We start from the raw sequence: 13,893 nt of genomic DNA on the forward strand, positions 1-13,893 counted from the left end.
ACCTTAGGTCAAGCGGTGCAAGTAGGTTATACCGATCCAACAGCAGCGAATGATCCGAATGCGATTCAAGACATTGCGGGCAATGATGCAGTAACCCTTCCACCAACTTCAGTGACCAATGGTTCGGTTGTTATTCCACCACTTAATGCTGTAAATGATGAATTTGCATTAAATCTAGGTCAGGAAGTCCGAGTAAACCGTACAGAAGTTGCAGGTTCAGATATCGCAGTTGTTGATATCTTGGGGAATAATGCTACTGGTCTAGATTTCTCAATTCCACAAACGACAGGAAGTGCAGGTAAGGGAGCGACAGGTAATATTTCTGTCACAGTTTCACAACAAGACCTGATTTCGGTCGGTGAGGCTGTTCAGATTGTTATTTATCAGCAAACTGCCAATGGACCAGTGGAGGTTGCACGTGGTACGAGTCAAGGTGGTATTGTCACTGTGGGGGGGATTGGAATCATTGGTGTCGTGAATAGTAACGACTCAATTAAGCTTGATTTCACTAATTTACCTGAGGGTAATTATACGGTTGCAGTTCAGGCTGATGATAGTGCTCTAACAACTTTACTCAAAGACGTTGCGATTACTGACCTTGGTGGCGAAGGAGAAATTCTGGGTGCTTCAAATGCGGCAGCTATCGGGGCAGCAATTAATGCAGTACTTGGCCCATTAGGTGCTCCAGTTCTCGCTTTAGTCAATACAATTTTAATTCCTGTAAATACACTCGGTTTACCGCTTTCAAGTGTCGTTAACCAACTATTAAATGTATTGCCAATTAGCGTAATTGATTACATTGTTGACGCGGCTGTTGCTCCTCTATTGTCAAACTTATTAACGATTTACGAAAAAACTGATATTAGCGTAACTGGAACTGAAGAGGTTTTTGCGAACTATGCAGTGACAGGTAATGTTTTTGATGATAATGGAAATGGTCAAGATGTAGTTGGTGGTGGTTCAATCACTGAAATAGATGGTGCGTCTGTTGCACAAGGTAGTGTTACAATTCAAGGAGAGTATGGAAGTCTTGAAATTAACACACTAACTGGAGTCTTTACTTATACTGTGACAGCAGGAGAATCGGCTGTTGGAAAAACTGAAATATTTGATTATAAACTGTCTAATGGAGCAACATCTGATACGGCTCAAATCATTATTAATATTGCAGGAACACCAGCTGATCCAGGTGAATTAACACCGCCAGATTATGTTGATCAAGTTGTTGCCCGTGACGACCTTGCAACTGTTAAAAATTATCATGAATCCGTGGGTGATGATATTGGAGTACAAGGTCGAGCTTCACAATTGCTGGGCGTAAATTTACTCGGACTAAATATCTCTTTAGGTAATACCGTACCATTTAATTTTGAAGTTGAAGAAAATAGCACTTCAAGTGTTAATGTTAGTGTAGGCGGCAGTTTTGTTAATGCTGCGCTTGGAGGGATTGTTGGTACTTTATTAGGGACATCTGGTAAGTCCTTTAATGCAGTCCTAGAACGTCAATACCTAGATGAAAATGGTGTAGCGCAAAAAGAATATTTCATCGTTCAAGATGCTGTAAAATTGACTGCAACAGGTCTATTAGGTGCTGTATTTACTTATTCTGGCCAAATTAATCTAGATAATTTACCATCAGGTGTATATACCATCGCACTGCAAGAGAATCCAACCAATAGTGGTTTATTGCAGCAGATATTAAATCTGTTGGATTCAACCTTATCTGCTCAATTATTTGGCGGTGTTGAATTAACCATGCAAGACCAAACCAATAAATATTTGGGTTCAAGTACCATAGAAGGAAATGTAATTTCAAGTGTGGATGGTGCAGATGAAGTAAATACAACAACATTTGTCACTAAAGTAGCCAATGAGGTTGGTGATCCTGCAGTTACATTATCTGGTGCAAACACGGTTGTGGTTGGTGCTTACGGAACACTTTATATTTCTCCAAACGGACATTATAAATATGTAAGTAATGGTGATTCTGCGGATATTGGTAAGGTAGATACATTCACCTATACGATTAGGGACTTCAATGGGAGTGAAGCAACAGCGAATTTGAATATTCGTATCGATGGTGATAACTCTGGTGTAATTTGGGATAATACAAATCCACAAAATGATGTATCTCTTCCAGCTCCAATCATTCTAGACAATGCAGAGCATGTTGCTATTGGTGTTGTAACGAATGTGGTGCAAATAGTAAGTGAAGCAAATCAAGGTGCTAGTTTTGCAGTGGCAGGTACATTAGGTGGTGGTGGTGGTACTTATGTTCCAACAACATTTAATGTAGCGAATACAGACTCTTCGCATGTTGTAGTTAAAGTAAATATCCCACCACTTTCAGTTTCTCTATTGCCAACGATTGTTCTTACAATCAAAGATCAAAATGGTACAGAAGTTGGGACGATAACCGGTAAGCCTCTTCTCAACGCACTTGGAAGTTCAATAACTGTCGACATACCTAATTTAGGCCCAGGAACCTATACAATTACGGCATCTGCATCAGGTAATATAGGTTTAGGATTTAATGCTACAGTGAGCTTAGCGCAAGACATTACTCATTATAATGAAATTGCCCCAGTAACTGCTGCTGCAATTACTGGCAACATGTTGACAGACGATACCTATAATCCATCTTATGCTAAATTTAGTATTGATACGGGGAATGGTCAGTTTGTAGAGGTTGGATATAATGGTGTGACAGTGCAAGGTGAGTATGGCAGTCTGTTCGTGAAAAGTGATGGAAGCTATGTTTATACACCAAGTACGGGCGTAATTGGTCGCCAAGAAGTATTCGATTATAAACTCTCTGTTTTTGGTCAAGATCATACAGCATCTCTTACAGTAACAGTTGATGCACTAACCACTGGTGATGCTCTACGCAATACGCTAATTAGTGGTGAACTGAATGATACCTTTACGGGTAATGGAGGTTCAGATGTGCTTGTATATCACGTATTAGAAAGTGCTAGTGCAAGTGGTGGAAATGGTGTTGATCATTGGACAGACTTCCATTCTGGAAATGTGAATACTGATACGAATGCAGACATCATTGATATTTCTGATTTACTCATTGGTTTTAACAGTGCAAATATCACAACTGATTTAACAGCATCGGCAAACTATTTGAAAAACTATCTTGGTGTTAGAGTTGATGGTAATAATGTCACACTCACCCTAGATCGTGATGGTGCAGGTACTACGTACACTGGCAAAACTGATTTACTCCAATTGGATAATTTGGCGCAATCAGGTGCTGCATTTAACGGCAAAACTGAAGATGATATCTTGAAACTCTTGCTTCAAAATCATCAGCTTGTCCTGTAATTTAGTGAGTGAATAGAAAAAACCCTAAGTTCGCTTAGGGTTTTTTATTGCCCAATGTATTTTAAAAGCACGTTATAATGGCAATATATTGAGTTTGAATGTTTTATTTTCATTATGGTTTATACACTTGTATCCGAAACGATTTTTGAGGAAGATATTAAAAAGAGTCGATTTCAAGCCATTGCAGCGCCTGTTGAAAATGAACAGCAAGTTAAAATGTTTCTGGAAAAACATTTAGATCTAACAACAACCCATCAATGTTGGGCATGGAAAATAGGTCATAATGTTCGTTTTAATGACGATGGTGAACCTTCAGGTACAGCAGGTCGCCCGATCCTTGCGACCATTGAGGGCAATGATTTAACCAATGTAATTGTATTGGTCAATCGTTGGTATGGTGGCATCAAGTTGGGTACAGGTGGTTTAGTTCGGGCCTATGGTGGTTGTGCAGGGCAATGTCTGCTTTTGGCTGAAAAAATAGAATTAATTGAAAAGAAGAAAATTTATTTTCAATGCCAATTTAGCGAATGGTCAATTTTTCAGTATGAATTAAATACCCAAGGCATTGAATATACAGAACAATATACTACTAATGGGGTTGAAGTTGAGGCATTATTACAAATACATCAAATTGATCCACTTAAGTTAAAAATTCAAGATGTAACGCGCGGGCGTGAGCAACTTAAATTGTTGGAAGACGCTGATGATTGAGCAAGACCCATTATTGAAATATCGCGAACAACATAAGCATCGCTTAAATTATATGCCGTGGCTATATTATTCGCTTAAACCGAAAAATCGAGTTTGGGCGGAGCAGTGGCAGCAGCAGTATCAAGCGTATTTGATGGCAATGGAAACTGTTGAAATAGGTCAAAATTGTTTTATTTCACCATTAGCGCATATATTTGCTGAGCCTGGTCGGAAAATTGTCATTGGGGATAATACTTTTATTGCGGCAGATTGTACCTTGCATGGACCGTTAGAGATTGGTAATGAAGTCGCGATCAACCATCATTGTATTTTGGATGGGGGCAAAGTCGGTATTAAATTACATGATCAAGTTCGTATAGCCGCCTATTGTCATCTTTATGCTTTTGATCATGGGATGGATTTGAGTATTCCTGTTTATCAACAAGCTGTGACTTCCAAAGGCATTGAAATTGGTCAGGATGTTTGGTTGGGCGCGCATGTTGGTGTGAAAGATGGTGTAAAAATTGCTTCACATGCGGTGATTGGAATGAATAGTATGGTTACTAAAAATGTAGCTGAACGAGAAATTGTGGCAGGGAACCCAGCGCGTTTTATTCGTTATCGTGAATGAACGCACAGTTTGTACAAATACATAATTAAATTATGGGATTAATTACATAAAGTTGTCCAAACTTATAAAAACTTATGCTAATTTAAAACAATAATATAGACCCAAAGCTGTAAAGCTAAAGCGAGGTTAAAATGAACAGAGTAGTGGCTTGTATTGACTCTTCTCCGTGCATCAATGCATTGGCAGAAGCAGCCGCATGGATTGCTCAAAAAACTGGTCGTGAACTGGTTTTATTGCAAGTATTGGATTATTACCCTGCAAGTTATCATTTAGGGGAAATTAGTGGGGTAATTGGCTTTGAAAGTAATGCGATGTTACTTAAAGAGCTGGCTGAACTTGAACAAAAGCAAAGTGAGTTAGCACTGGATTACAGTAATAATTTACTCAAGCATATTTCTGAAATGATTCAAGAAAAATACAATATCACACCGATTCAAATTCAAGCCAAAGGTGATTTTCTCGAACAAAGCTTCAATGAATTGACTGAAGATGATATCGCTGTCATCGGTCGAGTGGGTGAGCGTTCAGCTGAGAAGAATAAAATACTGGGCAGTAATGTTGAAAACTTTATTCGTGGAACCAAAAGTACGGTATTAACCGTTGGGCAAACATTTAAGCCACCTACACGGTTTATTTTTGCTTATGAGCTTTCAGAAACATGTCAAAAAATGCTAAAACGTGTTGAAAAAAGTGATTTGCTTAAACTTTTGCAATGCCATTTACTCTATGTCGGTGATCATCCTGAGATTCTCAATGAGCCTGCGCAACGTTTAAAAGAGGCGGGTTTGGATGTAGTGGTAGAGTACCGTTATGGTGATGTTGCTGAAAATATTTTGGATTATCAAGATCAGCATCAAATTCAATTGATTGTTTTAGGTGCATTTAGTCATAGTAAAATTCATCAGTTCTTTTTGGGTAGTGTAACCACCACTATTTTTAGAAATGCTGCAGTTCCATTGTTGGTCGCAAAATAAGTTTGATTTGAAGATAAAAGACAACGCGATTGAGCAATCGACATTGAGTCAAATGACCGATCAAACAGAAGAGATGAAATGCCACAAATAATATGATTTGTGGCATTTTTTTTGATTAAAAAATTTGATAAAAATATTGCATTTTGAAATGCAAGCACTTTTTCATGAACCATGAATTTAACTGGTTGAAAATTAATCGACGATTAAAAGTATTTTATTTTCATGGGTTTATTAAAGCATTATTGAGTTATCCACAATTCTACAAACAAGTTCAGGGGATAACTCTAAGAGAATGATTGAAGCTACGATGGACTTATTAAAATTTTAGCTATAAAAAAACTGCTATCTAAATAGCAGCTTTAAAAATTAAATAAGCATGCTTTATTTTACAATTGCAATAGCAAAACCATCATGTCCTTTGCTACCTACAGTTTGCAAAGCTGTACATGACAGAATTTTAGGATGGTTTTGCATGGCTTTATACATGTCACGGATCCCTTCAATACTTGGTTTGATGTTGTCTGGGTTAAGAATGTCACCAGCACGAATCACGTTGTCCAAAACAATCACTGTACCTGAATGCGACAGGTTTAAGCTTAATTCTAAATATTCAGGATAGCTTTGTTTATCAGCATCGACAAAAATAAAGTCAAAAGGTTCTGTAGCTTCAGGTAACGCTTTTAAAATATCAGCTGCACGACCACATTTTAATTCAACAGTTTGTTTGAGCTTGGCCTGATCTATATTTTCTTGACCTAAAGCAGCATGCGTATCACGACCCTCAATCGTTAAAATATAGCCATCTTCAGGTAGCGCACGGGCTAACCACATGGTGCTATACGCTGCAAAAGTACCTAATTCTAAAACACGTTTGCACTTGTTCATTTGAATCAACATTTGCAATAACATGCCTTGATTTGCGGCAACAGCAAGGTGGTCTGGAAATCCTTTATCCTCAGTGTTTTTTAATGTTTGTATGAGGATTGGATCTTCAGGAATTAAATGTGATTCGATATAGGCATCGATGTCTGACCACATTTGTTGCATGTTATACCACCTAATTGGAGTCACTTCATTTATGTAATGTGCATTTTAATCTTTTAATCGAAGAGTGCAATTTTAATAGAAACTTTTGAGTTAAATTTAATCAACTGGAAAATATTATAAATATATAGAGCGATACATTCAGGTTTTATTGTTTTAAAGAAGCCTGATCAACTTCTATAAAACATGGTGATGAAACTGATTTATGCGGCGAATAATGGACTAAATCCTATTTTTCTTAATAAACGGCGATACATACTTGAACTGCGGTCAGCAGGGAAGTGCGCCTCAATGGATAAATCTAAAGGTAGATATTCTGGTTTTTGAGTCTCAACAATCAAACGGTCTTCTTCAAAGATTTTAAGGTTGTATTCGTAAGCATCTTCTATTGGTAAATCTTGATCATAGTTACGACAAATGGGGGCAAATAATCGAGTACTACGTGCTGTCATGGGCGAGGCAGCATTCATAATGACCTGTTTCGCTTGATTGGGGAAATGAATGGTTAATGTTGCGGTAAAAGGCAAATGAATTTCAAAATGGCGTAACCATTGAAAATCCGCTTGTCCTAATTGATCTAGACCAATTGGGTAACGACCTACACTACTGATATAATCAGCACTAAAACCATAGTCTGTTTCTTGCGTGGTGTAATCAGGCACTTCAGTATTTTCTGGGTCACCAAAAGTTTCTGGATGTACCCATGCAAAATGAGCAACATCGATAAAGCCTTCCAATTGTCGACCAGCAAAGCATTTTAAATCGACTTGAGGACAAACCAGTTGTTGGTACGTGGTCTCATCCCAATGCGGCATGTTTGGAATATTGGCTATATCCTGTTTTTTTGCTAAAAGTGAACACCAGATTAATCCATAACGTTCAACAGCAGCATAGGTTTTTAGGTGGAAACGGTCCGCAATTTTATGATTTGGGTGCGCAGGGATACGATTACATTTGCCATTTTCACCAAAGCGTAAACCATGATAACGGCAAACGATACCTTGACCATCATTTGTTCCGATGCTTAAAGGAACACCGCGATGTGGGCAGGCATCTTTGGCAACAATGATTTCAGTATCTATTTTATAAATGACCAATGGCATATCCAGCAACATGGTTCCGAGTGGCTGCTCAGTAATGTCTCTTGCTAATGCAATTGGATACCAATATTGGGCTAAGAGCTGCCAATCATGTTCGGAGAAGCTCATATGAACGGGAAGGTCTGGGTTAAAGCTGTTCAGCGTTTTGCTATTCATATTCAAATCTTTTAGGGAGTGCTCATTTGAATATAAAACAATGCCGTGTTCTTTGAAATTTCAATTATTGTGCGGAATGATTAAGAAAAATAGAACACTTGATTGCATAGTAGGCATGCGCAGCGGCGATCATTTATATCTGCTTAGTTGTAATAATCTTTTAACATTTTTCCAAAATTTAATAAAAATGAGCTGACTACAATAAGTGCGATGGAGAAACTGCTGCAAAAGAAAATAATTTTTTGATAATTTAACCTGCAACTATTCATTAAAGGCAAATAGTAGACCTGATACATTGAACGTAAGGTTTGCATGGTTAATATAAATAAACTGATGAAGCTAAAACTAATGACAATATTTTGGATCAGATTGTATTGGCTAATTTGTGCCAATAAAAAGTAAATAATCCAACAACTCATATAGATAATAAACGTGATCATGCTGGCTGAGGCTACCATTTTTAGAAAAGTTTCATGCCATTCTTTACGATTTAATCTGATCATTTAAATTGCTCTTTTTTATTTATTTTAAGGGTTTTTAGATGAGAAAATAAGGCTATCACGACATATAGTGTCGCTTGAAATGGGTAAACCTTAATACATCTTTTGTGACATACACATGAAATATTACAATTTGAATTGTAATATCCTCAAATTTAAAAAATAGAACACAGTTGATTACATATTGAATTTAAAAGATTTTTAATAAAATCAAATGTGAATTATCAAATATCATAAAAGCGTCATAAAGCTGTAACTTATTTGTCATATTTTAAAATCAAAATGCAGTTATCCGAAAAGTACGACACAACAAGAAGTGGTGTACTTCAAAATAGCAGTTTATTTAAGAGAGAAAAGAATGCGCATTAATCACATCGCACTTGCATTAGCAGTTTCAGGGGCAGCAGTAGCAGCAAACGCTCGTGATACCATCCAAATCGCTGGTTCTTCTACTGTACTTCCTTATGCGAGTATTGTTGCTGAAGAATTTGGTAATACTTTCCCTCAATTTAAAGCACCTGTAGTTGGCTCAGGCGGTAGTTCTGCTGGTCTTAAACAGTTCTGTTCAGGTGTAGGCGATAACACAATTGATATCGCAAATGCTTCACGTAAAATTAAAGATACTGAAATTGCAGCATGTAAAAAAGCTGGCGTAAATAAAATCCAAGAAATAAAAATCGGTTATGACGGTATCGTTTTTGCTTCAAATGCAAGCAAAGCAGCTTATAAATTACGTCCACAACACGTATTTGCAGCCCTAGCTGCTGAATTACCATCAAATGGTAAATTGGTACCAAACCCATATACGCGTTGGAACCAAATTGACAAGTCTCTTCCAAATGAGCCAATTACTTTAGTTGTTCCTGCTTCTAACCACGGTACACGTGAAGTGTTCCAAGAAAAAATGGTTGAAGCGGGTTGTGAAAGTTATGATTACTTTAAAAAGTTAGACAAAGACGCGCAGAAAAAAGCATGTTCTAGCTTCCGTAAAGACGGTAAAGTAATTGAAATTGCAGGTGATTATACTGAAACTCTAGCACGTTTAAAAACATCTCCAAGTGCGGTAGGTGTATTTGGTTTAGGTTTTTATGATCAAAACAAAGATAAATTACGTGTTGCGACAGTGAACAACGTTGTTCCTTCTGAGCAAACTGTACTAAATGGTACTTACCCTGTATCTCGTCCTTTATACTTCTATGTGAAAGGTGAGCATTTACAGTCAATCAAAGGCTTAAAAGAATATACTGAATATTTCCTTAACAAGAAAGTATCTGGTAAAGGTTCTAAGCTAGACAAAGCAGGTTTGATTTCATTGTCTGATGCTGAACGTGCAAAAGTATTGGCTGGTTTTAAAGCTGGTAAATAATAAAACCGCAATAATGGAGCTGATGGTGGGTGACTACCATCGGCTTTCCTTGCTAAGTAGAGTTTTTTCAAATCATTAAAATTGAAAAAACGGTGGAGAATACATGAATCTGCTACTCATTGGCGTGTTATTGGCTTTAATCGCTATCGCATATCAAATCGGGCTACGAAAAAGCCGAAGCCTAGCAGGTAAGGGAAATAACACTGCAATTTTACATTCACGTCCTGGCTATTATGGCTCTTTGGTGGCGTTGTGGTGTGGAATCCCAGCTTTTTTAATTTTGATCGTTTGGAACTTGGTAGAACCAAGTGTTTTACAACATCTAATTTTAAAAAATGTTCCAGCAAATATTGCTTCATCGCTAGATACAGCTGGGGTAGATGTACTGGTAGATCGTATTAAAGCAATTGCCTCTGGCTTTGGTGTGACAGATACGCCAGCAGCTTATGAGGTTGCAGCTGCAGAACAACTCTCAAAATTTGAAAGAATTGGCTCGTTTGCAAAGTTTGCTGTGGTAACGTGTGCTGCGATCCTTGGATTGATTTGGGCAAGAAAAAGAATTAGTCAACAATTTCGCGCACGTAACGAAGTTGAAAAAACTATTAACGTTGTTTTGATTCTGTGTTCAGGTGTTGCGATTCTCACGACTGTGGGTATTGTGATGTCGATGTTCAGTGAAGCGATGCACTTTTTCCAGTTTGTAAGTCCAATCGACTTCTTCTTTGGTACAGAGTGGAATCCTGGCTTTAGTACTTCAGGTAATGCTGAAGGAAGTTATGGTTTATTACCATTACTGTGGGGAACACTCATGGTCAGTGGTATTGCACTACTGGTTGCTGTTCCACTGGGTTTAATGATTGCAATTTATCTTGCTGAATATGCTTCACCTCGATTCCGTTCATGGGCAAAGCCGACAATTGAAGTTTTAGCAGGTATTCCAACCATTGTTTATGGTGTTTTTGCCATGATGGTGATTGGCCCAATCTTCAAATCTATTGGTGATTCAATTGGTGTTGAAGTTAATGCGACCAGTGCATTAACCGCAGGTTTTGCAATGGGTATTATGATTATCCCATTCGTATCTTCTTTGTCAGATGACATTATCACTCAAGTGCCACGTGCCCTACGTGATGGTTCTTTAGGTTTAGGTGCGACCAAATCTGAAACCATTCGTCAAGTGGTTCTTCCAGCTGCCTTACCAGGTATTACGGGTGCATTCTTACTTGCAGTATCTCGTGCAGTCGGTGAAACCATGATTGTGGTTCTTGCTGCTGGTAATAGTCCATTGTTACATATCAATCCACTTGAAGCTGTTTCAACAGTTACTGTAACGATTGTAAAACAATTAACAGGCGACACAGACTTTGCAAGTCCGCAGGCATTGGTTGCGTTTGCGCTGGGTTTAACTTTATTTACCATTACATTGTGTTTAAACATTGTCGCACTTTATATCGTGCGTAAATATCGTGAGCAATACGAATGAGTACATCAAATACATCTCCTGTGGATCAAAATGTATTTGATCCTCAAGCTGCCGCTGAGTTGCGAGAAAAACGTAAAGCTAAAATCGCCAGCTCATTGTCAAAACGCCATCGTAAAGAAAAGACCTTCCGTTTTGCTGGTTTTTCAGCAGTGATTATTGGTTTGGCATTTGTTGCAATTTTATTTGGAAGTATCTTATACAAAGGGTTGCCAGCATTTTGGCAAGCAAGTATGACTGTACCTGTGTATTTTGATCCAAGTATGATTGATGCTGGACCAAAACCAACACAAAAAGTGGGCGAATCTCCTGCTGTATTTCAAGAGCGTTATGTCGACTGGCAAACAAAAATGGGTATGGTCGATTGGGATGCATTGATTGTAAATGCAATCATTGCAAAAGACCCTGCACTCGAAAGTCGTCGTGATGATCTTTCAAGTATTTACACCAGTTCAGAAGCATATCGTATCCGTGATATGGTCTTTAAAGACCCAGCATTGATTGGTAAAACGGTAGAACTTAATTTCCTTGCTGATGCCAATATTGATGTGTGGTTGGCTGGTCATATCGATCGTTCATTGCCTGATGAGCAGCAACAACTTAGTCCAGAAGTGCGTCAACTTTCTGATGACTTGGCTGCGAAGGGGATTATTAACCGTACTTTTAACACGCAAATGTTCACCAATCCAGATTCACGCAGCTCACCAGCAACAGCAGGTTTGGCTGGTGCGTTTATGGGTTCATTGTTCATGATGTTAATTGTGATCGCGATTTCTATTCCATTGGGTGTAGCAAGTGCGATTTATCTAGAAGAGTTTGCACCGAAAAACTTTATTACTGACATCATTGAAGTCAATATCAATAACCTTGCAGCAGTTCCATCGATTGTATTTGGTCTGTTGGGTGCTGCCATCTTTATTGGTTGGATGCATTTACCTATATCAGCACCTTTGGTTGGTGGTTTGGTCTTAAGTTTAATGACTTTGCCTACAGTAATTATTACCACACGTGCTTCATTGAAAGCAGTACCACCATCAATTCGCCAAGCGGCGTTAGGTATTGGTGCTTCTCGTTTACAAACAGTATTCCACCATGTATTGCCTTTGGCTCTACCGGGGATTATGACAGGTGCGATTATTGGTATTGCTCATGCATTGGGTGAAACCGCACCATTACTATTAATTGGTATGAGCGCTTTCGTTGCAAATATTCCAGTATCTCCATTAGATCAATCTACGGCTTTACCTGTTCAAGTTTACTTATGGCAAGGTAATGAATTACGTAACTTCTTTGAAGGGCGTACGGCTGCAGCCATCATTGTGTTATTGGCACTTATGGTCGGTCTAAACAGCTTTGCAATTTGGTTACGTAAGAAATTTGAAGTTCGCTGGTAAAAGAGGGCAGAATAGAGATGAATACTGTAGAAACTAAAAATTCCTTAAGACAGGATACAACCGTGAATTCTGAACAATCTCAATTTACATCGACTGATAGTAAGCAAAAGCAAGCAAGCACTTCTTTTGTCTCCCAGTTTGAGTCTTCGACACCGAAGAAAGAAAAAAATACAACTGTGAAACTTAGTGCTGAAGATGTACATGTTTACTATGGTGACGCAGAAGCGATTAAGGGTATTGATCTTCAAGTTTATGAAAATGAAGTGATTGCATTTATTGGACCATCAGGTTGTGGTAAATCAACATTTCTACGTACCTTGAACCGTATGAATGATACGATTGATACTTGCCGTGTAACAGGTAAAGTACGCTTAGACAATCAAGACATTTATGATCCAAATCTAGATGTTGTGCTGCTTCGTGCTCAAGTTGGAATGGTATTTCAAAAACCAAACCCGTTCCCTAAATCAATTTTTGATAATGTTGCTTATGGGCCTAAACTGCATGGTTTAGCCAAAGATAAGTATGATTTAGAAGAGATTGTTGAAAATAGCTTGCGTAAAGCAGGTTTGTGGGATGAAGTAAAAGATCGTTTAAGTCAGCCAGGTACAGGTCTTTCAGGTGGTCAGCAACAACGTTTGTGTATTGCACGTACGATTGCGGTAAGCCCTGAAGTGATTTTAATGGATGAACCTTGTTCTGCACTTGATCCAATTGCTACAGCAAAAGTTGAGGAGTTAATCTCTGAGCTTTCTACGCAATATACAATCGCAATTGTAACCCACTCCATGCAACAAGCAGCGCGTGTTTCTGATCGTACAGCATACTTCCATTTAGGTGACTTAATCGAAGTGAACTCTACAGAGAAAGTCTTTACTCAACCAGATCACCAATTGACTGAAGCTTATATTACCGGCCGTTTCGGTTAAGTAGAATATTAATCAAGATAAGTTTAGATGTGAAATTAAAGGGCCGAAAGGCTCTTTTTTTATAGATAAAGTATATAAGAGTCTGAAGCAATGAATTAAATTGATGAGAATGGTGGATCAAAAACTATTAAAAACTTAAGCTTTAAAATAATGAATGGATCGTCTAAATCTATTTATTGATGAGTACTGAAATAGGGGAGTAATACTGTTTTCGTTAAGTCTTTTGAATGAAGTATTTTTGTTTAAGTTTGGTATTGTCTGAATAAAACCAATCTATTGAGAATGGGTAAATTAGA

The 13,893-nt window shown here is 38.0% G+C and carries 10 protein-coding genes; 8 read left to right on the forward strand and 2 right to left on the reverse strand.

Translation table 11 applies throughout. The features are described from left to right. The 4 genes from AC07WY_RS13260 to AC07WY_RS13275 all read left to right on the forward strand — a co-directional run. Positions 1 to 3,333: BapA/Bap/LapF family large adhesin (locus tag AC07WY_RS13260; protein WP_494736492.1), on the forward strand; the 3,333-nt coding region annotated here is incomplete at its 5' end. A 114-nt stretch (positions 3,334 to 3,447) separates the two neighbouring features. Then, positions 3,448 to 4,044, forward strand: a complete 597-nt coding sequence (locus AC07WY_RS13265; protein WP_494736493.1) for an IMPACT family protein — start codon at positions 3,448 to 3,450, stop codon at positions 4,042 to 4,044. Continuing rightward, positions 4,037 to 4,654: an acyltransferase gene (locus tag AC07WY_RS13270; RefSeq protein WP_105713775.1), complete on the forward strand. Its 618-nt coding sequence runs from the start codon at positions 4,037 to 4,039 to the stop codon at positions 4,652 to 4,654. The genes AC07WY_RS13265 and AC07WY_RS13270 overlap by 8 nt, the downstream gene beginning before the upstream one ends. Before the next feature lie 131 nt (positions 4,655 to 4,785). After that, positions 4,786 to 5,628: a universal stress protein gene (locus AC07WY_RS13275; RefSeq protein ID WP_234624312.1), complete on the forward strand. Its 843-nt coding sequence runs from the start codon at positions 4,786 to 4,788 to the stop codon at positions 5,626 to 5,628. A 381-nt stretch (positions 5,629 to 6,009) separates the two neighbouring features. On the opposite strand, the gene AC07WY_RS13280 is transcribed toward AC07WY_RS13275, so the two are convergent. Both AC07WY_RS13280 and AC07WY_RS13285 read right to left on the reverse strand, forming a co-directional pair. Next, a complete protein-coding gene (locus tag AC07WY_RS13280; RefSeq protein WP_494736494.1) occupies positions 6,010 to 6,675 on the reverse strand; it encodes an O-methyltransferase in 666 nt (221 codons plus the stop codon). Positions 6,676 to 6,875: 200 nt separating this feature from the next. Next, a complete protein-coding gene (locus AC07WY_RS13285) occupies positions 6,876 to 7,928 on the reverse strand; it encodes a Rieske 2Fe-2S domain-containing protein (protein ID WP_270384199.1) in 1,053 nt (350 codons plus the stop codon). Between the two features lie 858 nt (positions 7,929 to 8,786). On the opposite strand from AC07WY_RS13285, the gene AC07WY_RS13290 reads away from it, so the two are divergent. The 4 genes from AC07WY_RS13290 (at position 8,787) to pstB (ending at position 13,597) form a co-directional block, all read left to right on the forward strand. Beyond that, complete coding sequence (locus AC07WY_RS13290) at positions 8,787 to 9,794, forward strand: substrate-binding domain-containing protein (protein ID WP_262086442.1); 1,008 nt, start codon at positions 8,787 to 8,789, stop codon at positions 9,792 to 9,794. 103 nt (positions 9,795 to 9,897) lie between these two features. Next, complete coding sequence (pstC, locus tag AC07WY_RS13295; RefSeq protein ID WP_004822570.1) at positions 9,898 to 11,277, forward strand: phosphate ABC transporter permease subunit PstC; 1,380 nt, start codon at positions 9,898 to 9,900, stop codon at positions 11,275 to 11,277. Continuing rightward, complete coding sequence (pstA, locus tag AC07WY_RS13300; RefSeq protein WP_262086441.1) at positions 11,274 to 12,668, forward strand: phosphate ABC transporter permease PstA; 1,395 nt, start codon at positions 11,274 to 11,276, stop codon at positions 12,666 to 12,668. Before pstC ends, pstA begins: the two co-directional genes overlap by 4 nt. 17 nt (positions 12,669 to 12,685) lie before the next feature. Beyond that, positions 12,686 to 13,597 (forward strand): phosphate ABC transporter ATP-binding protein PstB, encoded by a 912-nt coding sequence (gene pstB, locus AC07WY_RS13305; protein ID WP_004719228.1) that lies wholly within the window; start codon positions 12,686 to 12,688, stop codon positions 13,595 to 13,597. The last annotated feature ends 296 nt before the right edge of the window (positions 13,598 to 13,893 follow it).

It is taken from the genome of Acinetobacter sp. GW821-FHT01C12, assembly GCF_059422625.1.